This window comes from Proteus vulgaris (assembly GCF_011045815.1).
GTDB lineage: Bacteria > Pseudomonadota > Gammaproteobacteria > Enterobacterales > Enterobacteriaceae > Proteus > Proteus vulgaris_B.
Window position 1 is genome coordinate 4,025,133 of record NZ_CP047344.1, and the last position, 25,201, is coordinate 4,050,333.

Genomic DNA, 25,201 nt, shown 5'->3' on the forward strand with positions numbered 1-25,201 from the left:
AGATATTTCTCAAGTTATAACGGTAAAAACTATCCCGCTATAGGCGTAAAGAATGGTAGCAGTAGATACAGTTTAATCACTATCGCATTCACAATATCAATAAAGAATGCCCCTACCATTGGCACGACTAAGAACGCAAGATGAGAAGGACCAAAACGATCAGTAACGGCTTGCATATTAGCAATCGCCGTTGGCGTTGCCCCTAAACCAAACCCACAGTGACCCGCTGCCAAAATCGCCGCATCGTAGTTTTTACCCATCACACGGAATGTCACAAAAATAGCGTACAACGCCATAACACCCGCCTGAACACCTAGAATAACCAGCATTGGGATCGCCAGTGAGGCCAATTCCCATAATTTCAGGCTCATTAATGCCATCGCTAAAAATAACGATAAACTCACGTTACCTAAAACTGATACCGCTCTATCAAAAACACGATAGAAACCAAGCATTGAGAGGCTATTACTTAAAATAACACCAATAAATAGGACACACACAAAGGTTGGCAATGAGAATGCAGTGCCTTCTAATAATTGAGAAAGGAATGTACCCGCCATTAAACAGATAGAGATCATCGCAATAGTTTCTAACAATACCATTGAAGTAATCATTCTACCTGTGGTGGGTTTCTCAAACGCCGTTGGCATTTCATGATCGTCAGTACCAAGTCCTGGTGTTGGAATATTTTTGATTAAGTAACGCGCAACTGGGCCACCAATCAATCCACCTAAAACCAGACCAAAGGTTGCACACGCCATTGCGACTTCAGACGCACTCATGAAACCATAACTTTCAACGAACGTTTTACCCCAAGCTGCCCCTGTACCATGACCACCCGATAATGTAATCGAGCCTGCAAGTAATCCCATTAAAGGATCAAGACCTAACATTTTCGCCAATGCAATACCGACTGTGTTTTGCACTAGCAACAACCCAACCACAACAAAGATGAAAATAAAAAGCGCTTTTCCTCCCGCTTTTAAGCTCGCGAGGTTCGCGTTTAAACCGATCGTTGCAAAGAAGGCTAGCATTAATGGATCTTTAAGCGAGAGGTCAAAACTCACTTCCCAATCCATAAAAGATTTAAATGCTAATAAAAGAACTGCAACAAGTAGCCCACCTGCAACAGGTTCTGGGATCGTATACCGTTCTAAAAAAGGAACAGATTTCACTAACTTACGTCCGATCAAGAGAACCAAAGTGGCCGCAACCAGCGTGCCATAAACATCAAGATGATACATTTATGTACCCCGTCTTATTTGTTAATTTTATATAAAAATACTACGACGCTAAGTTCATCCATAAACAACGCCAAAAGCAGGTATCCCCGATTAGAAAAAAAAATGGCGACAAACACAAGTTAAAACATATAAAAATGTGAGCGCCTCTTATGCATTTTGATAACATCATTTTCACGCAAACGATTGCTTTTGTGGCACAGATCATTAAAATACCGTTTTTGTCGAATAAGAAATTCACACCATGGTTACTTCAGAAAATCAAAAATTGCCTAAAGATAGTGATGTTTCAGTTAAAAAAAATAGCGAACTTCTTTTTGCTTTAGAAGAAAAACCGCCATTAGCTCAAACGCTTTTTGCTGCATGTCAGCACCTTTTAGCCATGTTTGTCGCGGTTATTACTCCCGCGATTTTAATTTGCCAAGCCTTAGGATTACCTGCACACGATACCCAACGCATTATCAGCATGTCTTTATTTGCATCGGGTATTGCCTCTCTTATTCAAATTCGGGCATGGGGACCAATTGGTTCAGGATTATTATCGATTCAAGGAACTAGCTTTAACTTTGTTGCTCCTTTAATTATGGGGGGATTAGCGCTTAAAAATGGAGGGGCTGATATCCCAACAATGATGGCTGCCCTTTTTGGAACTTTAATGGTCGCCTCGTTAACAGAAATCGTCCTTTCACGCGTACTTCACTTGGCAAGACGCATCATAACGCCTTTAGTATCTGGTGTAGTCGTGATGATTATTGGTCTTTCGTTAATTCAAGTCGGGTTAACCTCTATTGGTGGCGGCTATGCGGCTATTGAAAATAATACTTTTGGTTCGCCACAGAACTTATTATTAGCCGGCTCGGTTCTCATTGTTATTATTTTACTGAATCGACAAAAAAATCCTTATTTACGTGTTGCCTCTTTAGTCATAGCTATGGCTGTGGGTTATATTCTTGCTTGGGCACTGGATATGCTGCCAACACCAGTAGAGCATCAAGAAACGCCAATGATGACTATTCCTGAACCGTTTTATTATGGGCTATCATTTGATTGGCATCTGCTTATTCCCTTAATGCTCGTGTTTATGATCACTTCGCTAGAAACCATTGGTGATATCACAGCCACGTCTGATGTCTCTGAACAACCGGTTAGTGGCCCTGTTTATATGAAACGTATTAAAGGGGGCGTTTTGGCTAATGGGATTAACTCCATGGTATCAGCATTTTTCAATACCTTTCCAAACTCCTGTTTTGGTCAAAATAACGGTGTTATTCAATTAACGGGTGTTGCCAGTCGTTATGTGGGCTATGTTGTGGCCGCTATGTTGGTTGTTTTGGGCCTATTCCCTTTTGTTGCAGAATTTGTGCAACGAATTCCTGAGCCTGTATTAGGTGGTGCTACGCTTGTTATGTTCGGCACCATAGCAGCATCGGGTGTACGTATTGTGTCTAAAGAAGCGTTAAATCGCCGAGCAATTATGATCCTTGCGATTTCGCTAGCGGTAGGGTTAGGGGTTTCCCAACAACCTCAAATATTACAATTTGCCCCTGATTGGCTAAAAACATTGCTATCATCAGGTATTGCAGCGGGTGGATTAACTGCCATTATTTTAAATCTAATTTTCCCTCCGGAAAAATAATTATGAACTAGCAACAAATGAGTAAAGCGCTATTTTGGATTATGAAAATAGCGCTTTATTTATCATCTTTAGGCCAATGGTATTTTTATAAAAGTATTGCCCTTTGAGTTACGGTAAATCTTTATCTCAATACTGAAAATCAAAGGAAAATAACATGACTACACCATTGAGCCCAATTAAAAACCCTGCACTCGAGTACTTAAAAAGTCATCCATCGACTCAAGATTTTCATATACAAACTATTGGGCAATTTTTTACTTATCTCAAAGATTCTCTTCTTTCGTTATTTAATAGTGATCATAAATTTACTTATTTAGGAAATAAGTCTATCCCTGAGTTTAACTTAGAACATATTAAAGAAGACTTAGTGACATTTTTACAAAATCCTTACCTTAATAATCAGCAATATAAAGATAAAGAGAGGTTTCTAACGTATCAGTTTCAATATTTACCAACACAAGCGGGTATTCTCCCTAATTTTTACGATACTTATCATTCAGGTAGCCTTGAGCCTAATGAACTCATTTCTCAACTTATTAACTATGGCAATAAGTTAATAAAAGAAGAATTAAATGATAAAGAACAACGGGATAAAAATTCTATAAAAAATATATTGAGTAATATTGAAACCTATTTACAAAAACAAAATACTCAACCCACTATCGAATTGAGAAACAAGATATCCACTATAATAAATGCATAAGCAGTTAAATAATCTTGCTTTATATAGTGACGAATACTTGAGCATCGCTTAGATTTCAGGCATAACTGTATAATGTTTTGATGGAGTATAAAACAGGAGAAGGGCAATGCGCTGGCTGATGAAAAGTATGGTATCTCTGATACTTATCGTTATTTTATTTATTATCATAATTTACGCTTTTATTCAGACTCAGTGGGGAGCGCAGAAGACAAGTGAATGGCTAACACAATATACTGATTACGATATTCGCTTCTCAGGTATTGAACATGACCTTATGCAACCCGAACAAGTTATTGTTCATGATCTCTCTGTTAACCCTAAGCAAGACAAAACAACTGTCTTTGCAAAATCAGCACAGATTCGACTTAATTGGCAATTTTTTACCGCCCCTTCTCACTTGCAAAAAATTACATTAGAAAATGGCAATATTGAATTTACTAATAAGGCTCCATCAATACCGTTAAGTGCTGATATTCTGCAATTTAAAAATATGATTTTAAACAGCACCAATGCAGATTTTTCTTTCGAAGCAAAAAAAGTGACGGGGGGAATTACACCTTGGGCACCTACATCGGAAGATTTTATTGGTGCAGGTCATTTTCAATTTTCCATAGCTAATGGCACGATAAATAATAATGAATTCAGTAATTTCATTATTTCTGGTCAATATCAACCAAATAATATTCAAATAGAAAAACTAGGAACACGTTTACTTAATGGCTCACTCTCATTAAGTGGTCAGTATCAAAATAATCAATGGAAGTTTGATGAAGTTTATATGAATGGCTTACGTTGGCAATCCTCTCAAACCTTCAGTGATTTAACACAATCAATCTCTAAATACCCACGCATTAGCATAAGAGCGCTTAATATTGTTGATTTTACGGCTGAAGGAAAACAATGGGCAATAAGTGGTTTTGATGGTCAATTTTCTCAGTTTGATTGGGATAAAAATCTAACATTCACAACGGGTGAACTCAACGCAAATGATATTGTTTTCCAAGATGAACATTTCACTGATCTTATCGCAAAACTGAATCAGCAAAACAATCAACTCAATCTTGATAATCTTAGTTTACGTTATGAAAAAGGCTTAATTAAACTTGCAGGGAATTGGAATAAAGACTCGAAAACCATTTCTATTCATGAAGCAACACTTTCAGGCCTTTTATACACACTCCCTGAAAATTGGCTCGCTTTTTTAGCTAAGCCTATTGATAACAGCAGTGATATTCAAAATATTACTATCGAACAGTTATCCATAAACCAATCAATTTTAATTGATATCACACCAGAGTTTCCTTTCCAATTCACAGGATTAACAGGAAAACTACAAAATTTAATTATTGCAAAAGAAGGTGAATGGGGATTATGGCAAGGCTCAGCTATATTAAATGCAGATAGTGGAACATTAAATAGAATTGAATTACGTCGCCCTGATCTAAATATTGTCACTCAGCAAGATAATGCAATTATTGAGCAATATTCGGCCTTTATTGGTGATGGTATTGTGCGAGGCTCAGCAGGTTTAGTGCAATCTAACCAACAACGCCAGTTCTCTCTCATTGCTAATGGGCTCAATGTGCCTTTATCAACGCCTTATACATTAGGTTTAAAAACAACCTACTCTGATGAAATAGGCCAATTTACACTAAAACTGAAAGGTAATTTACGTGCAATCCCAGTGATATCAACACTCAATGGCACATTAACTGGAAGTAAAGGTGAACAACAAATACTCAATTCAGAAATACAAAATGGTGAAATAATTAATCACCTATAATATTGATCTTTCGCAGGAGCACGGATTGCTCCCTTAATAAAAAGCGTTACAATGCGCTATTGCCCTTTTCTTTATTGTGGAGTTTTCATGTCTGACGAAGATTTTTCCCCTGAAAAAATATCTTTAAACACGTTTCAACAATCTCCTTTAACTGCACTTGAAGATAACAGCACACTGCTTGTGTGTGATGACAACAAAACTCCGTTGTTCTATTGCCTCTCTAAAGAAGACTATGACGCCTTAATTGAACGGGTTATGGATGCCGAACTTGCCGCGATTGTGCTTGAACGTCGTCAAAACAAATTAGATGAGTTGAATTTAGACTAATTTTATTAATACCTAAATAGAACAAACAAAAAACACCCTTCCAGGTGTTTTTTTGTTTTTATCGTATTTACAGAGATGATATTAGCGTTTTTTCTTTTTTCGACCCGGCTGAACAAAGCGCTTACGAGAGTTATTTTCCGTTTCTTTGGTTTTTGTTTGAGGAATATGAATACCCAAGGCTTTTGCATTACTACTGACTTGTTTTTTAGGTTTATTTTGTTTTGCTTTTGGTGATATTTCAGACGTTGATTTTTCAATCGCTTCAAATAAGGTAATCAGTTCATCATCGGTCAGATCACGCCATTCACCAACAGGCAACCCCGATAAACTCACATTCATAATACGAACACGTTCAAGCTTAGTGACTTCATAACCAAAATATTCACACATACGACGAATTTGGCGATTTAATCCTTGAACTAAGGTAATACGAAACACCATTGGTGCTTCTTTCTTAACCTTACATTTCTTGGTTTTTTGTCCCATGATAGGAACGCCCGCCCCCATTCCATGAATAAACTCATCAGTGATCGGTTTATTCACTGTCACAAGGTACTCTTTTTCGTGATCGTTACCTGCACGTAAGATTTTATTGACTAAATCACCGTGGTTAGTCAGGAAAATCAATCCCTGTGAATCTTTATCTAAACGCCCAATTGGGAAAATACGGGTACTGTGGTTAACATAATCAACAATATTATCTTTTTCGCCATCATCTGTGGTACTGACAATACCCACAGGTTTATTCAGCGCAATCAGCACCAGCTCAGAATTATCCTGTGCTTCAATCAATCGACCATTAACTTTGACTTCATCGCCAGCAAATACTTGGTCGCCAATACCGGCGCGTTTGCCATTAATAAGGACAAGTCCTTGCTCAATATAACGGTCAGCCTCACGACGTGAGCAGATCCCGCTTTCACTGATATATTTATTAAGACGAGTAGATAAATTGGTGTCCATGCTTCCCTCCGTAAACTGCGAAATATACATCAATTGGATCGCGATAGAAACACTTTGGCATTCTCCTTGCCCTAAAGGACGAATTTTTGTGGCAAACTTAATAAGATAAGCATTAAAGTATAGATTAATTATCCACTCGCCTTAATGCAAAAAAGACAAAAAACAATTAGATTCAATCAATTAACTTCAATCACCTAACATTGCTTATTTTGTGCAGGTAAAACAATATAAGTACCACTAAAAACAGCACCAACCCCTTCATCACCACAAATATCGACATCTAACTTGATACGTGCCTTGCTCCCTTTCGCTAATCGTCCTAAATCACCACTTAGATTTTCCATATCAGCAACGGCTGCAGGACGCCCAGAAACAGGTTTTCGATAACGAATATGGGCATCCACCAGTACAATATCACCTTGTAATTTATGCTCTTGCATTAATAACCAAATCAATCCCCAACCTGTTAAGGTGGCAAGTGAAAATTGGCTACCAGCAAAAATGGTGTGATGGGGGTTTTGATTTCCTGCTTCAGGAATGGTGGTATAAAAACGAGTGCCTGTGTATTGAGTAATGCGCAACCCCATTTTTTCACTTAATGGGATATGTTGATGCCATTGTTTTTGTAATTCAGCACACCAATCAGGCCGATGAAGAATATCATCTAAGGACTCAATACTTTTTTTCATAAAGAAATGCTTTATCGGTGTCGTTTGCGGACCTGTAACTAGGCCACAATTTTCATAACCCAATTTTTCAAAGAAGCTTACAGACTCTTCTCTTGCACTACACACGATCCGTTTTATACCTTCTTGGCGAGCCAATGACTCTAAAGCCATCGCAACAAGAGTACCTAAGCCTTTACCTTGCGCATCAGTACGTACTGCCATAAAGCGGATAGCCCCTTCGTTATCCGCATTAATATAAAGTCGCCCAATTGCAACGGGTTGCCCTATTTCATCAACAACCATTTGGTGATGAGCAAAGGTGTCATAACCGTCTTTTTCAGAGCCTTCAGGTTGATGTAGAGGTTTACGAAGCATTTCCCAACGAAAAGCATAATAGGCATCAAATTCCGCCTCTGTCTTTGGTGTCCGTAAATGGTACATATCTGAGCTCCTTTTAACACGACTGTACGTTCGACGTTATACCTGCAACCAAAAAGTGACTGGGCCATCATTAGTCAGAGTGATTTGCATATCTGCGGCAAATTGGCCTGTTTGCGTTTCTAAGCCTTGTAGCTGACATTGTTCAATAAAGTAGTGATAGAGATTTTTCGCTAATTCTGGGGGCGCACCATTTGAAAATCCTGGACGCATACCTTTTTGTGTTTCCGCGGCAAGTGTGAATTGAGAGACAACTAATAAACTGCCACCTGCTTGTTGCACATTTAGGTTCATTTTGTCGTTTTCATCACTAAAGATGCGATAACCACATACTTTTTCACATAGTCTTTTGGCTTTTTGTTCGTTGTCGTCTTTCTCTACACCTAATAAAACCAATAATCCTTGATTAATAGCGCCGACTGTTTCACCAGCAATATCCACATTTGCCTGTGTCACTCGTTGAATTAATGCGATCATGCTCTCTCCAAAATAAATCAATAAAAAAGGATAACAAATTCAATCTATTGTTATCCTTAAGATAGCATTATTCTTCTACTGGGAGAGTAAAATCGTAATCTTTGAAATAGTCGATGACTGTGTGTTTATCAATAACATGTACACCTTTCATGCCTACTGCAATTGCGGCATCAACATTTGCTTTTATATCATCAAAGAAAACGGCATCTTGTGCTTCAATGTCTTCAGACTGTAAAACATATTTATAGATTTCAGGATCTGGCTTTCTCATTCCAATATCTTGAGATAGATAGAGGAAATCTGCAGAAGCAGCAATTTCAGGGTAATGCTCAGGCCAATAATCTTGGTGTAAGCGATTAGTATTCGATAACACGACAACCCGATGTCCTTGCTCTCTTAATTTATTCATTATATCAATAACTTCGGGGCGAACTGCGATAAAAATAGCTTGCCAGCCTTCAGCAAATTGCTCAAAGCTTAGGCTCATGCCTAATTCTGAGCTGATTTCTTCTGCAAATTCGATGTCTGTAATATTGCCGCGTTCGTGTAATTTAAAGATCTCTCCTGTGGTGAAGTTCTTTTTTATGTTCGCTAATGGAACACCACTGAGTTTACTCCATACTGCGAATACCCGGTTAAAATCGATATCAATAATCACATTACCCATATCAAAGATATAAAGCATAAATCCTCTCCATAATAGAAAACTCATTTTACTTTAATCATAAATCGCTTTACTGAACAGGCTTAAACGCTAAAAAAGTACAATAATCACACTTAATTTTTTTGTAAAACATAAAAAGGATTGGGATAGAGGAAAAATGAGACTACTTTCATCTGTGCTTCGAAATAGTATTGGTGACTTGTACAACGCTTAAGTTGTAAATGCAGACAAGGGATAAAAAAATAAGAAAAGGCAGGGAGAAAGAGAGAACTTATGCGGTGGGGATTAGTTTCCACCGCATTCGTCTTATAGCAACATATACTCATCAAGAGTATAAACTCAGGGCGCTAAACGCGCCCTAAGAATTATGTTATCAGAATAACGAATTAGTCTTTGCTACGGTAAGCACGACGACGATCATTTTCTGACAGATAACGCTTACGCAGACGAATAGACTGCGGAGTAACTTCAACTAACTCATCGTCATCAATAAATTCTAATGCTTGTTCTAATGTTTGTTTCAGGTGTGGAGTCAGCGTTGTCGCCTCATCTGTACCAGAAGCACGCATGTTAGTTAGCTTTTTACCTGTTAAGCAGTTTACTGTTAAGTCATTAGAGCGGGTATGAATACCAATTACTTGACCTTCATAAACTTCTGCACCATGAGTAACGAATAATTTACCGCGGTCTTGTAAGCTATACAGTGCGTAAGCAACGGCTTTACCTTGGCCATTAGAGATCATAACACCGTTATTACGGCGACCGATTTCACCTGGACGAACATCATCATAATGACTGAATGTTGCATACAGTAAACCAGTACCTGATGTCATGGTCATAAATTCAGTACGGAAACCAATCAGACCACGGCTAGGGATAATGTAGTCTAAACGTACACGTCCTTTACCATCTGGTTGCATATCACGCATTTCGCCTTTACGCTCACCCATCGCTTGCATCACATCACCTTGGTGCTGCTCTTCAATATCGATAGTAACTTGTTCGAAAGGCTCTTGTTTACGACCGTCAATATCACGGAAGATAACTTTAGGACGAGATACACCTAATTCGTAACCTTCACGACGCATATTTTCAATCAGAACTGACAGATGAAGCTCACCACGACCTGATACACGGAATGCATCTGGATCTTCAGTTTCTTCTACACGTAATGCAACGTTATGGACTAACTCTTTTTTCAGACGATCTAAAATCTGACGAGAAGTCACGAATTTACCTTCACGACCACAGAATGGTGAAGTATTAACACAGAAATACATGCTAACAGTTGGTTCATCAACGGCTAATGCAGGTAGCGCTTCAACAGCACCCACTTCACAAATCGTATCAGAGATATTCAGTTCACCTAAACCAGTGATTGCGATGATATCGCCAGCTTCAGCAACATCAACTTCGATACGCTCTAAGCCTAAATGGCCTAAAACTTTACCGACTTTACCGTTACGGGTATTACCTTCACTATCGATGATAGTCACTTGTTGGTTAGGTTTAACCTTACCACGCTTAATACGACCGATACCGATAACACCCATGTAGTTGTTGTAGTCCAACTGAGAAATTTGCATCTGGAATGTACCTTCCAGATCCACTTTTGGTGGCTCTACATATTTGACAATAGCTTCATATAACGGAGTCATATCTTCAGCCATGTCATTGTAATCTGTTCCCGCAATACCGTTTAATGCAGATGCATAGATAATTGGGAAATCAAGTTGTTCGTCAGTTGCACCTAAGTTTACGAACAGGTCAAATACCTGATCAACAACCCAGTCTGGACGCGCACCAGGGCGGTCAACTTTATTGATAACAACAATAGGTTTTAAGTTGTTAGCAAATGCTTTTTGTGTCACAAAACGAGTTTGTGGCATTGGGCCATCCATCGCGTCAACCAGCAATAGAACGCAGTCTACCATAGACATAACGCGTTCTACCTCACCACCGAAGTCGGCGTGTCCTGGGGTATCTACGATATTGATACGATAGTCATTCCATTTAATCGCTGTATTTTTCGCAAGAATAGTAATTCCGCGCTCTCTTTCGAGATCATTTGAGTCCATCACGCGCTCAGCAACGGTTTCACGCTCACCGAACGTACCAGATTGCTGTAGTAATTTATCGACGATAGTTGTTTTACCATGGTCAACGTGGGCGATGATGGCGATATTACGCAAGTTTTCGATCACAAAATTTGCCTCAGGCATTGTAGAAATAAGCGCAGTATTGTACACGCTTTAGACGAGAGACTAAACAAGATCACAATAATGATTGCTTAACAATATGCAATTAATTGAATTGTGATCCTTTTCACGCCTCAGAATTTAGTAGCATCCGTTCGATTGCACCAAAATAGTGCAACTAATTAGGCTTAATTCGCACCAACTTTGTGCAATAATTAAAAAATCACAGGAGATATTCTACACTAAACTTCATCAATACAGTATATATCCCTTTTTAGATAAGTTGGCATGCTTTTCGCAATAGAATTTAGGTGAGCAAAAAATTCACCAAAAAATGTGTAAGGCCACTGCACTCAATAAAACCATTCGCCAGGAGAGTTTCTATGTCCCTTGAACATGTGTTATCCATGATTGAAGAACATAAAGTTAGATATATTGACTTACGTTTCACTGATACCCGCGGTAAAGAACAACATCTTACTATTCCGGCTCATCAGGTTAACGATGATTTCTTTGAAGAAGGAAAAATGTTCGATGGTTCCTCTATTGGTGGCTGGAAAGGCATTAACGAATCAGACATGGTGCTGATGCCAGATGCAACAACCGCAATGCTCGACCCATTTTTTCAAGACCCAACTCTGATTATTCGTTGTGATGTGCTAGAACCGGGCACAATGAAAGGTTATGACCGCGATCCACGCTCTATTTCAAAACGTGCTGAAGATTATTTAAAATCAAGTGGTATTGCAGACACAGTACTGTTTGGGCCAGAACCAGAATTCTTCTTGTTTGATGATATTCGTTTTAAAAACGATATTTCAGGCGCTTCTTACGCTATTAATGATATTGAAGCGGCTTGGAATACCAATACTAAATATGAAGACGGTAACAAAGGGCACCGCCCTATGGTTAAAGGCGGTTATTTCCCACTGCCACCTGTTGATTCATCACAAGATATTCGTTCTACCATGTGTAACATTATGGAAGAAATGGGCTTAGTGGTTGAAGCCCACCATCATGAAGTGGCAACAGCAGGTCAAAACGAAGTGGCGACTCGCTTCAATACCATGACCAAAAAAGCAGATGAAACCCAAATTTATAAATACGTGGTACAAAATGTAGCTCATGTATTTGGTAAAACAGCGACCTTTATGCCAAAACCGCTAGTAGGTGATAATGGTTCAGGCATGCACTGCCATATGTCTCTGTCTAAAAACGGTGTAAACCTATTTGCAGGCGATAAATACGGCGGATTATCTGAAATGGCGCTGTATTACATTGGCGGTATTATCAAACACGCTCGTGCGCTAAATGCATTTACTAACCCAACGACTAACTCTTATAAACGTTTAGTTCCAGGTTTTGAAGCCCCTGTTATGTTGGCTTACTCCGCACGTAACCGCTCGGCATCAATTCGTATTCCAGTGGTTGCCAGCATGAAAGCACGCCGTATTGAAGTTCGCTTCCCTGATCCATTAGCAAACCCTTATCTTGCGTTTGCTGCTCAGTTAATGGCTGGTCTTGATGGCATTATCAATAAAATTCACCCTGGTGATGCTATGGATAAAAACCTCTACGATTTACCGCCAGAAGAAGCAAAAGAGATCCCAACTGTCGCAGGTTCATTAGAGGAAGCATTAAATACACTAAATGCCGATCGTGAATTCTTAACCCGCGGTGGCGTCTTTACTGACGATGCTATTGATGCTTATTTAGAATTATTACGTGCAGATGTTCAACGTGTACGTATGGCTCCACATCCTCTTGAATTTGAAATGTATTACAGCGCTTAAGTTAAATTTTACTGATAAAAACTTAAGCCAAGATGTAAAACTGTTTTTTTTGCCGTGAAGCTATTTTGCCCATCTTCGGATGGGCACTTTTCTCCCACTTAAGGAGTCCGTCTATTCACTTACGCATTGGTTCATTAATGCAATAAAGGTAAGATGCACTAAAATGGTGCAACGAGGTATTCAATATGGAAACGGCAGACTTACCTGATAACACATTAATTTTGGACTCATTGATACACTCAGTATTGGTTATCAACAAAGAGTTTATTATTTGTTATGCGAATCATTCTGCATTACAGGTTTTAGCACAGAGCCGCCGAAAATTATTTGAAACGCCTTTTACCGCCTTATTCAGTTATTACTCTTTTGATGCTGATTTAATGCGTGAAACATTAGCGAGTGGACAAAGCTTTACCGACAATGAAGTGATATTGGTTGTTAATAACCAATCACATACAATGTCGCTCAGTGCCCAACCTATTTCCGAGCAACACATTTTGCTGGAACTGGCGCCTATGGATAGTCAACGCCGGTTAAGCCAAGAGCAGATACAACAAGCACAGCAGATGGCTGCGAGGGAATTGGTTAGGGGGCTGGCACATGAAATTAAAAATCCGTTAGGTGGATTAAGAGGCGCTGCACAATTGCTGGCAAAATCATTACCCGATCCTGCCTTAACAGAATATACGCAAGTCATTATTGAACAAGCTGATCGCCTTCGTGTGCTGGTGGACAGACTACTCGGCCCCCAACATCCGGGAACAAAAACATATCAGAGTATTCATCATGTTGTTGAGCGTGTGGCTCAACTTATTTCTCTCGAATGCCCTGAAAATGTCACCTTGTTAAAAGATTACGATCCTAGTTTGCCTGAGTTATCACATTACCCAGATCAAATAGAACAAGTACTCTTAAATATTACACGCAATGCTTTACAAGCTGTTGAAAAAACAGGAGGGACGATTATTTTGCGTACCCGCACTGCTTTTCAAGTCACACTCCATGGTGAACGTCATCGCCTTGTTGCTCGTATTGATGTGATTGATACTGGCGATGGTATCCCTTCTCACTTACAAGACACACTTTTTTATCCCATGGTAAGCGGTAGAGAAGGGGGAAATGGATTGGGATTATCAATTGCGCGTAATTTAGTGGATCAGCATGCAGGTAAAATTGAATTTACCAGTTGGCCTGGGAATACCGAATTTTCTATTTATTTACCAATTAAGTAGGAGATAACTAATGCAAAAAGGAAATGTGTGGGTTGTCGATGATAACAGCTCTATTCGCTGGGTACTTGAACGTGCAATTTCTCGTGAAGACCTTGTATGTAAAACCTTCGAGCATGCAAATGATGTGCTTAACGCTCTCAATGCAGAAATACCGGATGTCTTACTCTCCGATATTCGTATGCCTGATATCGATGGTTTATCTCTTCTTAAAATCATTAAAGAAAACTACCCTACTTTACCCGTGATAATTATGACTGCGCATTCTGACCTGGATGCTGCAGTAAATGCTTATCAACAAGGGGCTTTTGATTATTTACCGAAACCCTTTGATATTGATGAAACCGTAGCATTAATTGATCGTGCAATTACGCATTATCGCGAGCAAAAACAGCCCAATACGACTGGAACTACTCTGCAATCTGTTTCTGATATGATTGGTGAAGCGCCTGCAATGCAGGAGGTTTATCGTATTATTGGGCGACTTTCTCGTTCCTCAATCAGTGTGCTGATTAATGGGGAATCGGGCACAGGAAAAGAGCTAGTCGCGCATGCATTACATCGCCACAGCCCAAGAGCTTCCTCTCCCTTTATTGCTCTCAATATGGCGGCTATTCCTAAAGATTTAATTGAATCAGAACTTTTTGGTCATGAAAAAGGGGCATTTACCGGTGCTTCTCAAGTACGCCAAGGACGATTTGAACAAGCAAATGGCGGTTCTCTTTTTCTTGATGAAATTGGTGATATGCCCCTCGACATTCAGACACGGTTACTACGAGTGCTTGCTGAAGGACAATTTTATCGAGTAGGTGGCTATGCTCCCGTTAAAGTTGATGTACGCATTATTGCCGCAACACATCAAGACTTAGAAAAACGCGTTCAGGCTGGTGATTTTCGTGAAGATCTCTATCATCGTCTCAATGTTATTCGCATTCAATTACCGCCACTACGAGATAGAACAGAAGATATTCCAAACTTAGCGCGCTACTTTTTGCAAAAAACAGCAAAAGAACTTGGTGTGGAAGCGAAAGCACTCCATCAACAAAGTTTACAAATAATGATGGAATACAACTGGTCCGGTAACGTAAGACAATTAGAGAATGTATGTCGCTGGCTAACGGTAATGACCGCAAGCCAAGAAATTATGCCTCAAGACTTACCGCAAGAAATTCGCCAACTCGATGAGAAAGCAAAAAATATCAGTCGAATTGCTTCATCTCAACATTGGTCACAACATCTTTCATTATGGGCAGACGAAGCATTAGCTGAAGGAAAAGACAATATCCTAACGAATGCATTACCTCAGTTTGAACGGACACTTTTACTCAGCGCTTTAGCCTATACACAAGGCCATAAACAAGATGCTGCACGATTATTAGGTTGGGGAAGAAATACATTAACCCGAAAATTAAAAGAATTAGGGATAGACGAATATTAGTCCTCTACCCCTCTTTATTTAAATAACACGAGAGAATTGACGTTGGCGCATTTGATTTCGCAAATAGGTATCAAAACACATGCAGATATTACGAATAAGCAAACGTCCTCTTGGTGTTACTTGAATGCCGTCTGCTGTTATTTCAATTAAGCCATCATCTTTCATTGGCACAAGTAATTCTAAATCTTCTTTAAAATAGTCATGGAAGGCAATATCGTGCATTTTTTCAATATCAGAAAAATGCAGATTAAAATTACAAATTAAGGTTTTAATTACATCACGGCGAATACAATCATCATTAGTCAGTGATAAGCCTCGCCATAGTGCATTACCTTCACTATTTACACGCGTATAATACTCTTTCAATACCTTCTCATTTTGCGCATAGTTATCTCCTAACATACTAATTGCAGAAACACCCATACCTAATAAATCACACTCTTCATGAGTGGTATATCCTTGGAAATTACGATGTAAAATACCTTTGCGCTGAGCTACGGCTAATTCATCATCAGGCTTAGCAAAATGATCCATTCCAATAAATTGATAGCCGTTTGTCGTCAGTGTAGAAATGGTTTCTTGTAATATTTCTAATTTTTCTTCCGCTAAAGGGAGGTCTTCATCTTTAATTTTACGTTGAGCCGCAAATAAATTAGGTAAATGAGCATAATTAAATACACTTAATCTATCTGGCGATAATTCAATGACACGTTTTAATGTAAAGGAAAAACTCTCTTTGGTTTGCTTAGGTAAGCCATAAATTAAATCAATACTGGTGGAGTGAAAACCCACTTCACGCGCACGCTCTACTAATGCAAAAATAAACGCTTCATCTTGCTCTCGATTTACTTTTTGTTGTACTTCTTTATTAAAATCTTGCACTCCCATACTCAGGCGGTTAAAGCCTTCATTACGCAAATGATCGATAACATCTAATTCAATCTCACGTGGGTCAATTTCAATAGAAAGCTCTGCATTATCGACAAAATGAAAATGCTGACGTAATAGCGAAACCAATCGACTAATTTGTTGCTTATCCAGAAAAGTAGGCGTACCCCCGCCCCAATGCATTTGAGTCACTTTTCTGTCTTTAAAATAACGAGCTCTATTAATAATTTCTTTTTCTAAAACATCAAGATACTCATCTGCTTTATGTTTATGCCGCGTAATAATTTTATTACAACCACAGAAATAACACAGCTTATGGCAGAAAGGAATATGGATATAAAGTGATAAAGGGCGCTCAGGATAACGTTGAGTCGCTTTGATAAAATCAACATCACCATATTGTTGATTAAATTCCAATGCTGTTGGGTATGATGTATAGCGAGGACCTGAATAGTTATACTTATGGATCAGGTCAAGATCCCAAATAATTGTTTGTTCTGACATGCCTCTACCTTCCAAAAGTGAACCGCTGATATCTCATACCAGCAAACAGACATTATGAATATCTGAAATAATAGTGTAACCAATAAATCGAGAACTGAATATGATCAAAAAAGGTATCGTATAAATCCCCTTATCTTCTTAATGATAGGCTATCCTGCTCGAACACAAGATGTGATATAAATCACATTACACGAAAATAGTCTTACTCATTAAAGATATGAGTAAATAAATTAAGTTTATTCAAGATGTTAGTTAAAGTTTATTATTTTAAAATAACGCTTATCAACTTTTACCCAGAGTTTAAAACGATATATTACTCAAAATACGATTTAAATTAATTAAATATCTCGTTATATTAATTTTATTATTTTTTTATTCTCTCGTAATTCGATGATTATAATAATAATTATAATTATATCTTTACCTAAATTATAATATTACATACCCTAGAACAAAACATTGATTAATATCCAACTCAGTCGTGTTTTGATTTAAATTTGAGAGTCATTTAAAGAATAAAGGTCGCTATATTACAAGGAAAGATAGCATCCCCCAGACCTTATGTTATTCTAATTGACTATTCTCTTATTTTATCAGTCTCTTTTATATACCCGAATTATGGATTATTAACCATGGAAGGAAACGGACTAGCAACCAAGGATGGTTTCTCTTTTCAATAAAAATAACCCTCTATTTATTTTCTTTGTTATTAATCTAATTTCTTTGATTAAAATACCTGCATTCCTTTAATAGCTAATAAGAATTATTATTATTTGATAATAAAAAATAGAAAGGCTCTGTTTATTGTGATCACATAAAACAGAGCCTTTTTCTTTATTATGGTTAATTTATAGCATTAAATCATTCTGCTTCTTTACCATAATTAGGGGAGCGAGGTCCGTATAAAATACCATTTGCTTTACCTGCAGACAGTAACCGCACACTGGTTATTCCTGCAATTTGGTAACTCTTATCTGAAACGGTATTAACGATTTGATTCACAACAGCAGACACCAACATTCCCACTAAGCTACTTGATGAACTTTCTGTCTCTGTGCTTGATGCTGTTGCAGAACTGCTCCACAACACACCGCCATTACGGAGATCAACAAGCTTAGCGCTAACAGTGACTCGTGTATCACTGGAAATAACTTGGTATGACGTGCCAAATTCAGTGATATCTAAGTATAAAACCGCATCAGCACCAAAGATTTCACGCAATTTATTCGGACTTACTGCGTGAATATCTCCAGCCATTGATAGACCATTTTGCTTAAATGTCTCTTCAACGACTGCAACCGGGAAAACATAATAGCCCGCCTCTGCCAAAGGATACGTCACTTGAGATAAGAAACTATGCCCCGCACCAACTTCTGTCGTGTGGTTTTGTGGTACTAAAACTAAAATACTTTTTGGCTTACTTTGTTTAAAGGCGGTGTAATCTGTTTTGACAGGTTGAGCACAGCCCGTTAATACCAACGCAAACGCAAAACACATTAAAGCAAATAAACGACTCATTTTTGCATTCCTTTGTTTTTCATCAGGCGATCCATGAATTCTGCTGATTCAGGGTAAAGTGCTTTTTCCTCGTTAAATTCAGCCATCGCTAAATCTAATGCGCCTGTTGCACCATATAACATTCCTAAGTGCGCATGTAATCCCGGTGGAATACCCAATGATTTAGCACGAGAAAGTTCAATACTTTTCTTTAATGCATCAATCTGTGCTTGGGGGTCACTTTCACTTTGTTGATAATGTTGATAAACCACTTGTTGATAGCTATCCCAGTTATAAAGCGGTTTAGGGCCACTTGCGCACCCTGTCAATAATAGCGTACCAAAAGCAAGGCTCATTAATGATTTTAACATTGTTATATCCTTATAAAATGAGCATTATTTCGAAGGTTGCCAAGCATTGCTCTCAATACCAGCTACTAAATTATTAACTGCTTCACGAATAGCGAGATCAAGCACTTTGCCATTAAGTGTTGAGTCATAGCTTGCTGTTCCACCAAACCCGATGATTTCACGGTTAGAAAGCTCATATTCACCCGCACCTTGAGATGAAAACACCACTTCTGATGTGTTTACATTCACAACGTTTAAATTCACTTTGGCATAAGCAACTTGGGTTTTACCGCGACCTAAAATACCGAATAATTGACGATCACCCACTTCTTTACGACCAAATTCAGTGACATCACCCGTAATAACATAGGTTGCACCTTTTAATTGCTGACTTTGGCCTTTAATACCCGCCTCTTCTTTTAACTCAGACATATTGGCGCGATCTAACACGTTAAAACGCCCGGTCTGTTGTAAATGGGTCATTAAAATGGTTTTTGATTGATTTCCTAATCTATCAACACCATCAGAGAATATTCCATTCATATAACTAGAACGGTTATCAAACTTACCAATTGAAATAGCGCTTTTTGTCCCAGTATAAGTCGTGTTATAGGTTGCGACTTTAGCAACATCTAAAGAGCGAGAAGACTCTGAAGCACACCCTGCAAGTAATGTTGCAGAAATTAAAATCAAGCCAAGCGATAATTTATTTAAATTCATATTAATAACCTAATAAAGGTGAAATAAACCTACAGATATTCATTCTATTAATTAAAATAGAGTTGATATAAACAGAAGCAATGATTTCTCAGTTTTAGCTCATAGAAGCTCACTTGAAAACCTTATTAGTAATAAGGTTATAAGGCGATCAACTCATATTTATAATATAAAGGTAATCAGCGATGGGGAAAATAGAAAATGGATGATAAAAATCATAATAAATAAATATAGAGATGAAATAGAGGATACTTTATTTAATATCGCTTAAGTCAGATTAAAACCAAACCGATTAAAAATGAAGAATAAATGAGAGTAAATTTAATCTGCACTCTTCTTTATCAATATTTTGTTATTACAAAACAGCTTGAATAAGGCAAAATAAAAAATGTGGTGTCATCAATATCCATAACACCACATTCAACAACGTTAGAGCTCCTTGCTCATTAACACTATAACCCTAAATGTGTTATTAGCGTTTTTTTCCAAATGCAGCGGCTAACGCGTCACCCATTGCACTATTTCCCGCATTATTACCACTATTTGTTGATTGGCGGTTATTACGAGCTGGCTTCTGCCCTTTATTATTTCTAGGGTGATTATTACTTGGTGATGATTGTCTATTTTCACTATCACCAGCAACCTCATCTAAACGCATAGTTAATGCAATACGTTTACGAGCCAAGTCAACTTCAAGAACTTTGACTTTAACAATATCACCTGTTTTTACCACAGTATGTGGATCTTCAATAAATCGGTCAGCTAAAGAGGAGATATGAACCAAACCATCTTGGTGTACACCGATATCAACAAATGCACCAAAATTAGTCACATTAGTCACGGTTCCTTCAAGGATCATGCCACTAACTAAGTCATTCATTGTTTCCACACCTTCAGCAAAAGTCGCAGTTTTAAACTCTGGACGAGGGTCTCGCCCTGGTTTAGCTAACTCTTTTAAGATGTCATTAACTGTTGGTAGACCAAATTTCTCTGTGATAAACGCTCTTGCATCAACCTGTGAGATCAAAGCGCTATTTCCCATTAAATCGCCAATCTTTTGTTGCGTAGATTGCAGGATATTTTCAACAACTGGATACGCTTCTGGGTGAACTGTTGACGCATCCAGCGGATTTTCACCATCACGAATACGCAAAAAACCTGCGCATTGCTCAAAGGCTTTTGGCCCTAAACGGGCGACTTTGAGTAACTGTTTTCTATCAATAAAGCGACCGTTCTCATCACGCCAATTAATAATATTTTGAGCGATAGATTGGCTAAGCCCTGCAACTCGCGTTAATAATGGTACTGACGCGGTATTTAAATCCACACCAACACCATTCACACAGTCTTCAACAACAGTATCAAGTTTTCTAGCTAATAATGTTTGGCTAACATCATGCTGATATTGGCCAACACCAATGGATTTAGGATCAATTTTTACAAGTTCAGCCAACGGATCTTGTAAACGGCGAGCAATAGATACCGCACCACGAATAGACACGTCTAAATCAGGAAACTCATTAGCAGCAAGCTCTGATGCAGAATATACGGACGCTCCTGCCTCGCTCACAATGACCTTTTGTGCTTTGACGTCTGGGTAACGTTTTACAGTTTCAGCAAAAAAACGTTCGGTTTCACGAGAAGCAGTACCATTGCCAATCGCCACCAGCTCAACATTATGCTTAATACATAACGCCGCGACACTCGCAGCCGCTTTATCAGCTTGGCCTGTATGTGGATAAATCGTATCAGTTGCAATTAACTTACCAGTGCTATCTACAACAGCAACTTTCACACCAGTACGTAAACCAGGATCAAGTCCCATAGTGGCTCGCATACCCGCAGGTGCTGCCATCAGTAAATCATTTAGATTTCGAGCAAAAACATTAATAGCTTCTTCTTCTGCTTTTTCTCGTAATTGGCTCATCAATTCTGTTTCAATATGCATTAAAACTTTAATACGCCAAGTCCAGCTTACAACCGCTTTACGCCAGCTATCTGCCGGTTGATTATTTAAGCGTAATCCTAAATGCTCTGTGATCAGTTGTTCACCATAGCTTTCTTTAGGTGCTTCTTCAAATTGTGGATCAGGATTAAGCGATAATTGTAAAATACCTTCGTTACGGCCACGAAACATGGCTAACGCACGATGAGAGGGAACATTGGCAATAGGTTCATGACTGTCAAAATAATCACTAAACTTCGCTCCTTCGACTTCTTTTCCTTCCACAACTTTTGAAACAAGGTGCGCATTTTTCCATAAATATTGTCGAACTTTCGCCAATAACCCAGCATCTTCTGAAAAACGCTCCATTAAAATATAACGCGCGCCATCTAAAGCTGCTTTAGTATCATTCACACCTTTTTCTGCGTTGATATAAGCGGTCGCTGCATCTTCTGGGTTATTTTGTGGCTCATTCCACAACAAATCTGCTAAGGGCTCTAACCCATTTTCAATAGCAATTTGTCCACGAGTACGGCGTTTAGGCTTATAAGGAAGATAAAGATCTTCAAGCTCTGTTTTACTTTGCGTTTCATTAATTGAAGAACGTAACTCAGGTGTTAATTTTCCTTGTTCTTCAATTGATTTTAAAATGGTTTGGCGACGATCATTGAGTTCTCGTAAATAACTAAGGCGAGTTTCTAACTGACGTAGTTGCGTATCATCTAACCCACCAGTGACCTCTTTACGGTAACGGGCAACAAATGGCACCGTATTCCCTTCATCCAGTAACGTTATGGCCGAAAGGACTTGCTGAGGCTTAACCTTGAGCTCTTCTGCAATAATTCGGCTTAATGATTCATTCATAATATATTTACCTACCGAGAGGAATAATTTTAAAGAGGGCTATTATACACACGCCACACTAAAAAAATTTGGCAAATTTCCGATTAGACTCGACAATTATGAGGAAAATAACAGATTAATTTATCATTCACGCTATAGTATCTTTATGAAATTCAATGTTGATGATAGTTTTAATTCGTAATGGCAAAAAGTAACTATATTACTCGTGATGGCTGGTATGCCTTAGACAAAGAGCTAAAATATCTTTGGAAAGAAGAACGCCCTCGTGTCACACAATCAGTTTCAGAAGCAGCGGCACAAGGTGACCGTTCAGAAAATGCTGAATATATTTATGGAAAGAAGCGATTACGTGAAATTGACAGACGTGTTCGCTTTTTATCAAAACGTCTTGATGAGCTAAAAATTGTTGATCCCGATCCTCGCCAAGAAGGAAAAGTTTATTTTGGTGCTTGGGTCACGCTTGAAGATGATGACGAAAATGTCAAAACTTTCAGACTTGTGGGGCCTGATGAGTTTGATCCAGCAAAACAGTGGATTTCTATAGATTCTCCTGTTGCCCGAGCACTCATTGGTAAACAAGTTGATGATGAAATTAGTGTGCAAACACCAGGTGGTGAAGTTAATTACTGCGTATTATCTATCAAATATCATTCGGAATAAGACAAATAAATAGATTTATTACCTTTACTATCACCAAAGAACAAGTTTTATCTGTAAATTATTAACATTTATTCTTTGGTTTTGGTTTAATATTCTTAACGATGATAGAATTCGCTAACAAAAAGCATTTGCACTTCGGGAGCTTAAAAAATGCAAGAAAGTTATAAAGTGCTAATCGTGGATGATGATTTACGTCTACGTTCACTACTAGAGCGCTATTTGACAGAGCAGGGTTTTCAAATCCGTACTGCTGCAAACGCTGATCAAATGGATCGTCTGCTCACTCGCGAATCTATCCACCTTATCGTACTCGACTTAATGCTTCCAGGCGAAGATGGCTTATCCATTTGCCGTCGCTTAAGAAGCCAAAACAACCCTATTCCTATTATTATGGTTACAGCAAAAGGGGAAGAGGTTGATAGAATTGTTGGGCTTGAAATTGGTGCTGATGATTACATCTCAAAACCATTTAATCCAAGAGAATTACTGGCTCGCATTCGCGCAGTACTTCGCCGTCAAGCGAACGAATTACCGGGTGCTCCTTCACAAGATAATGCCATTATTTCTTTTGGTAAATTCAAGCTAAACCTTGGTACACGCGAAATGTTCCACGAAGAAGAGCATATGCCTCTGACTAGTGGTGAATTTGCTGTATTGAAAGTACTGGTATCTCACCCTCGTGAGCCACTTTCTCGTGACAAACTAATGAGCCTTGCTCGTGGCCGCGAATACAGTGCTATGGAACGTTCAATTGACGTTCAAATTTCTCGTTTACGCCGAATGATTGAAGAGGACCCAACACATCCTCGCTATATTCAAACAGTTTGGGGGCTTGGTTACGTCTTTGTTCCTGATGGAACCAGTGCTCAATGAGAAGGCTGAGGCTTTCCCCCCACAATAAACTGACACGTTCGTTATTTCTGGTTATCTCGCTACTTTTTTTTAGTTTGATAGCCAGTTATATCGTTGTGCAGCACCTTATTGTTGGGCCAAGCCTTCAGCAATTTAATAAAGTTTTAGCGTATGAAATACGCACATTAATGCCAGAAGAACTTATTTTAGTTGATGGCACTCCACTCAAAATCTCCCCAGCTTTGCGCAATAAAATCTATAGCGAATTAGGCATCTCTTTTTTTGATAAAGAGGCCGCTCTCGAGGAAGGACTTTATTGGGCTAAAATCGATGACGATTTAAGTGAACAGATGTCTGAATATCTGGGTGGAGAAACTGAAATTTGGATTGAAAACACGCTGGAATACCCTGTTTTATGGGTCAATACACATATTTCCCCCTCTCTTTGGATACGCGTTCCACTCACTGAATTAGGGCAAAATTTCGTACTGCCGGTTTATCGGCAAGCAATTATTTTTATTATTATCGTTGTCGCTTTTTTTTGGCTCTATAACCGTTTTCAAAATCGCCCACTCAATGAAGTAGAATATGCAGCACGTCGTATCGGCAAAGGGGTTATTCCACCGCCTATTCCTGAATCTGGCTCCTCTGAAATGCGATCAATCATTCGCGCATTTAATCAGATGTCATCGGGCATTCGTTCATTAGATAATGATAGAACACTCGTTATGGCAGGTGTCAGTCATGACTTGCGTACACCACTTACTCGTATTCGCCTTGCTACTGAAATGATGAGCCCGGAAGATAGCTATCTTGCTGACTCTATCAATAAAGATATTGAAGATTGCGATGCCATTATTGGCCAGTTTCTAGACTATATGCGTACAGGTAAAGAGATGTCTTTAGAACTGTGCGATATGAATAATCTATTACAAGAAGTCATTTCGGCTGAATCTAACTCAGGCAAAATAAGTGAAGATCATCTTCATCCTGAATCCATTAATATTACGGCTAATCCTATCGCTGTAAAACGAGCACTTGCCAATATGATTGTAAATGCGACTCGCTATGGCCATGGCTGGATAAGTGTTTCAAGTGGAAAAAATGAAGAATATGCATGGTTTCAAGTCGAAGATGACGGCCCCGGTATTCCACAAGAAGACCGACAACGTCTTTTCCAACCTTTTGTTCAAGGTGAACAAGCACGTAGCTCAACAGGTGCTGGTTTAGGGTTATCCATTATTCGCCGTATTATGGATGCTCACGGCGGTTATGTTGAACTTGATGATAGCATTAAAGGCGGATTACTTATCCGTGCTAATTTTCCATTAAAAGAGCGTGATGATGAGGATGATTAATTTTTCTT

21 protein-coding genes are annotated in these 25,201 nt (G+C 38.6%); 10 read left to right on the forward strand and 11 right to left on the reverse strand.

All coding sequences use genetic code 11. From position 1 onward, the window contains the following. Nucleotides 1–29: 29 nt before the first annotated feature. The gene (gene gltS / locus GTH24_RS18840; protein ID WP_072068823.1) at nucleotides 30–1,244 is read right to left on the reverse strand and encodes a sodium/glutamate symporter; all 1,215 of its coding nucleotides are present in this window, start codon (nucleotides 1,242–1,244) and stop codon (nucleotides 30–32) included. Nucleotides 1,245–1,485: 241 nt separating this feature from the next. Between gltS and GTH24_RS18845 the strand changes: the two genes are divergently transcribed. The 4 genes from GTH24_RS18845 to GTH24_RS18860 all read left to right on the forward strand — a co-directional run bounded on the left by GTH24_RS18845 (nucleotide 1,486) and on the right by GTH24_RS18860 (nucleotide 5,690). Continuing rightward, nucleotides 1,486–2,877, forward strand: coding sequence for a uracil-xanthine permease family protein (locus GTH24_RS18845; protein ID WP_072068824.1), 1,392 nt, complete (start codon nucleotides 1,486–1,488; stop codon nucleotides 2,875–2,877). A 154-nt stretch (nucleotides 2,878–3,031) separates the two neighbouring features. Next, a complete protein-coding gene (locus GTH24_RS18850; protein WP_072068825.1) occupies nucleotides 3,032–3,580 on the forward strand; it encodes a hypothetical protein in 549 nt (182 codons plus the stop codon). A 106-nt stretch (nucleotides 3,581–3,686) separates the two neighbouring features. Further along, nucleotides 3,687–5,363 carry an AsmA family protein gene (locus tag GTH24_RS18855; RefSeq protein ID WP_072068826.1) on the forward strand — a complete coding sequence of 559 codons (1,677 nt, stop codon included), beginning with the start codon at nucleotides 3,687–3,689 and terminating at the stop codon, nucleotides 5,361–5,363. An 87-nt stretch (nucleotides 5,364–5,450) separates the two neighbouring features. Then, the gene (locus tag GTH24_RS18860) at nucleotides 5,451–5,690 is read left to right on the forward strand and encodes a hypothetical protein (RefSeq protein WP_072068827.1); all 240 of its coding nucleotides are present in this window, start codon (nucleotides 5,451–5,453) and stop codon (nucleotides 5,688–5,690) included. Between the two features lie 81 nt (nucleotides 5,691–5,771). Here the strand turns inward: GTH24_RS18860 and rluF are convergent, their stop codons facing one another. The 5 genes from rluF to typA all read right to left on the reverse strand — a co-directional run bounded on the left by rluF (nucleotide 5,772) and on the right by typA (nucleotide 11,122). Beyond that, nucleotides 5,772–6,653, reverse strand: a complete 882-nt coding sequence (rluF, locus tag GTH24_RS18865; RefSeq protein ID WP_164526832.1) for a 23S rRNA pseudouridine(2604) synthase RluF — start codon at nucleotides 6,651–6,653, stop codon at nucleotides 5,772–5,774. 194 nt (nucleotides 6,654–6,847) lie between these two features. Next, nucleotides 6,848–7,762 carry a fatty acid biosynthesis protein FabY gene (gene fabY, locus GTH24_RS18870; RefSeq protein WP_072068829.1) on the reverse strand — a complete coding sequence of 305 codons (915 nt, stop codon included), beginning with the start codon at nucleotides 7,760–7,762 and terminating at the stop codon, nucleotides 6,848–6,850. 36 nt (nucleotides 7,763–7,798) lie between these two features. Continuing rightward, complete coding sequence (gene dtd, locus GTH24_RS18875; protein WP_072068830.1) at nucleotides 7,799–8,236, reverse strand: D-aminoacyl-tRNA deacylase; 438 nt, start codon at nucleotides 8,234–8,236, stop codon at nucleotides 7,799–7,801. 67 nt (nucleotides 8,237–8,303) lie between these two features. Then, nucleotides 8,304–8,921: a glucose-1-phosphatase gene (yihX, locus tag GTH24_RS18880; RefSeq protein WP_072068831.1), complete on the reverse strand. Its 618-nt coding sequence runs from the start codon at nucleotides 8,919–8,921 to the stop codon at nucleotides 8,304–8,306. A 365-nt stretch (nucleotides 8,922–9,286) separates the two neighbouring features. Beyond that, nucleotides 9,287–11,122: a ribosome-dependent GTPase TypA gene (typA, locus tag GTH24_RS18885; RefSeq protein WP_072068832.1), complete on the reverse strand. Its 1,836-nt coding sequence runs from the start codon at nucleotides 11,120–11,122 to the stop codon at nucleotides 9,287–9,289. Nucleotides 11,123–11,481: 359 nt separating this feature from the next. On the opposite strand from typA, the gene glnA reads away from it, so the two are divergent. The 3 genes from glnA to glnG all read left to right on the forward strand — a co-directional run bounded on the left by glnA (nucleotide 11,482) and on the right by glnG (nucleotide 15,558). After that, nucleotides 11,482–12,891: a glutamate--ammonia ligase gene (gene glnA / locus GTH24_RS18890; RefSeq protein ID WP_072068833.1), complete on the forward strand. Its 1,410-nt coding sequence runs from the start codon at nucleotides 11,482–11,484 to the stop codon at nucleotides 12,889–12,891. 185 nt (nucleotides 12,892–13,076) lie between these two features. Continuing rightward, nucleotides 13,077–14,123 carry a nitrogen regulation protein NR(II) gene (glnL, locus tag GTH24_RS18895; protein WP_072068834.1) on the forward strand — a complete coding sequence of 349 codons (1,047 nt, stop codon included), beginning with the start codon at nucleotides 13,077–13,079 and terminating at the stop codon, nucleotides 14,121–14,123. Between the two features lie 10 nt (nucleotides 14,124–14,133). Continuing rightward, entirely contained in the window at nucleotides 14,134–15,558 is a 1,425-nt protein-coding gene (glnG, locus tag GTH24_RS18900; protein WP_164526833.1) for a nitrogen regulation protein NR(I), read from the forward strand. A gap of 18 nt (nucleotides 15,559–15,576) precedes the next feature. Here the strand turns inward: glnG and hemN are convergent, their stop codons facing one another. From hemN to GTH24_RS18925, 5 genes are all read right to left on the reverse strand, one after another. Continuing rightward, a complete protein-coding gene (hemN, locus tag GTH24_RS18905) occupies nucleotides 15,577–16,950 on the reverse strand; it encodes an oxygen-independent coproporphyrinogen III oxidase (protein WP_115351117.1) in 1,374 nt (457 codons plus the stop codon). An 861-nt stretch (nucleotides 16,951–17,811) separates the two neighbouring features. After that, a complete protein-coding gene (locus tag GTH24_RS18910) occupies nucleotides 17,812–18,468 on the reverse strand; it encodes a DUF799 domain-containing protein (RefSeq protein WP_072068837.1) in 657 nt (218 codons plus the stop codon). Beyond that, on the reverse strand, nucleotides 18,465–18,824 hold the full coding sequence (locus GTH24_RS18915) for a DUF4810 domain-containing protein (RefSeq protein ID WP_371032846.1): 360 nt from the start codon (nucleotides 18,822–18,824) through the stop codon (nucleotides 18,465–18,467). The genes GTH24_RS18910 and GTH24_RS18915 overlap by 4 nt, the downstream gene beginning before the upstream one ends. Nucleotides 18,825–18,842: 18 nt before the next feature. Then, nucleotides 18,843–19,517 carry a CsgG/HfaB family protein gene (locus GTH24_RS18920; protein ID WP_072068839.1) on the reverse strand — a complete coding sequence of 225 codons (675 nt, stop codon included), beginning with the start codon at nucleotides 19,515–19,517 and terminating at the stop codon, nucleotides 18,843–18,845. Between the two features lie 469 nt (nucleotides 19,518–19,986). After that, the gene (locus tag GTH24_RS18925; protein ID WP_164526834.1) at nucleotides 19,987–22,323 is read right to left on the reverse strand and encodes a Tex family protein; all 2,337 of its coding nucleotides are present in this window, start codon (nucleotides 22,321–22,323) and stop codon (nucleotides 19,987–19,989) included. A gap of 180 nt (nucleotides 22,324–22,503) precedes the next feature. On the opposite strand from GTH24_RS18925, the gene greB reads away from it, so the two are divergent. From greB to envZ, 3 genes are all read left to right on the forward strand, one after another. Further along, complete coding sequence (greB, locus tag GTH24_RS18930; RefSeq protein ID WP_006534574.1) at nucleotides 22,504–22,983, forward strand: transcription elongation factor GreB; 480 nt, start codon at nucleotides 22,504–22,506, stop codon at nucleotides 22,981–22,983. 150 nt (nucleotides 22,984–23,133) lie between these two features. Beyond that, nucleotides 23,134–23,856, forward strand: a complete 723-nt coding sequence (gene ompR / locus GTH24_RS18935) for an osmolarity response regulator transcription factor OmpR (protein WP_036933800.1) — start codon at nucleotides 23,134–23,136, stop codon at nucleotides 23,854–23,856. Continuing rightward, a complete protein-coding gene (gene envZ / locus GTH24_RS18940; RefSeq protein ID WP_072068841.1) occupies nucleotides 23,853–25,193 on the forward strand; it encodes a two-component system sensor histidine kinase EnvZ in 1,341 nt (446 codons plus the stop codon). Before ompR ends, envZ begins: the two co-directional genes overlap by 4 nt. The last annotated feature ends 8 nt before the right edge of the window (nucleotides 25,194–25,201 follow it).

Bases quoted from the DNA above. Each gene is read 5' to 3' on its own strand.
- gltS (WP_072068823.1), bottom strand. From the start codon at position 1,244: ATGTATCATCTTGATGTTTATGGCACGCTGGTTGCGGCCACTTTGGTT.
- GTH24_RS18845 (WP_072068824.1), top strand. From the start codon at position 1,486: ATGGTTACTTCAGAAAATCAAAAATTGCCTAAAGATAGTGATGTTTCA.
- GTH24_RS18850 (WP_072068825.1), top strand. From the start codon at position 3,032: ATGACTACACCATTGAGCCCAATTAAAAACCCTGCACTCGAGTACTTA.
- GTH24_RS18855 (WP_072068826.1), top strand. From the start codon at position 3,687: ATGCGCTGGCTGATGAAAAGTATGGTATCTCTGATACTTATCGTTATT.
- GTH24_RS18860 (WP_072068827.1), top strand. From the start codon at position 5,451: ATGTCTGACGAAGATTTTTCCCCTGAAAAAATATCTTTAAACACGTTT.
- rluF (WP_164526832.1), bottom strand. From the start codon at position 6,653: ATGGACACCAATTTATCTACTCGTCTTAATAAATATATCAGTGAAAGC.
- fabY (WP_072068829.1), bottom strand. From the start codon at position 7,762: ATGTACCATTTACGGACACCAAAGACAGAGGCGGAATTTGATGCCTAT.
- dtd (WP_072068830.1), bottom strand. From the start codon at position 8,236: ATGATCGCATTAATTCAACGAGTGACACAGGCAAATGTGGATATTGCT.
- yihX (WP_072068831.1), bottom strand. From the start codon at position 8,921: ATGCTTTATATCTTTGATATGGGTAATGTGATTATTGATATCGATTTT.
- typA (WP_072068832.1), bottom strand. From the start codon at position 11,122: ATGCCTGAGGCAAATTTTGTGATCGAAAACTTGCGTAATATCGCCATC.
- glnA (WP_072068833.1), top strand. From the start codon at position 11,482: ATGTCCCTTGAACATGTGTTATCCATGATTGAAGAACATAAAGTTAGA.
- glnL (WP_072068834.1), top strand. From the start codon at position 13,077: ATGGAAACGGCAGACTTACCTGATAACACATTAATTTTGGACTCATTG.
- glnG (WP_164526833.1), top strand. From the start codon at position 14,134: ATGCAAAAAGGAAATGTGTGGGTTGTCGATGATAACAGCTCTATTCGC.
- hemN (WP_115351117.1), bottom strand. From the start codon at position 16,950: ATGTCAGAACAAACAATTATTTGGGATCTTGACCTGATCCATAAGTAT.
- GTH24_RS18910 (WP_072068837.1), bottom strand. From the start codon at position 18,468: ATGAGTCGTTTATTTGCTTTAATGTGTTTTGCGTTTGCGTTGGTATTA.
- GTH24_RS18920 (WP_072068839.1), bottom strand. From the start codon at position 19,517: ATGAATTTAAATAAATTATCGCTTGGCTTGATTTTAATTTCTGCAACA.
- GTH24_RS18925 (WP_164526834.1), bottom strand. From the start codon at position 22,323: ATGAATGAATCATTAAGCCGAATTATTGCAGAAGAGCTCAAGGTTAAG.
- greB (WP_006534574.1), top strand. From the start codon at position 22,504: ATGGCAAAAAGTAACTATATTACTCGTGATGGCTGGTATGCCTTAGAC.
- ompR (WP_036933800.1), top strand. From the start codon at position 23,134: ATGCAAGAAAGTTATAAAGTGCTAATCGTGGATGATGATTTACGTCTA.
- envZ (WP_072068841.1), top strand. From the start codon at position 23,853: ATGAGAAGGCTGAGGCTTTCCCCCCACAATAAACTGACACGTTCGTTA.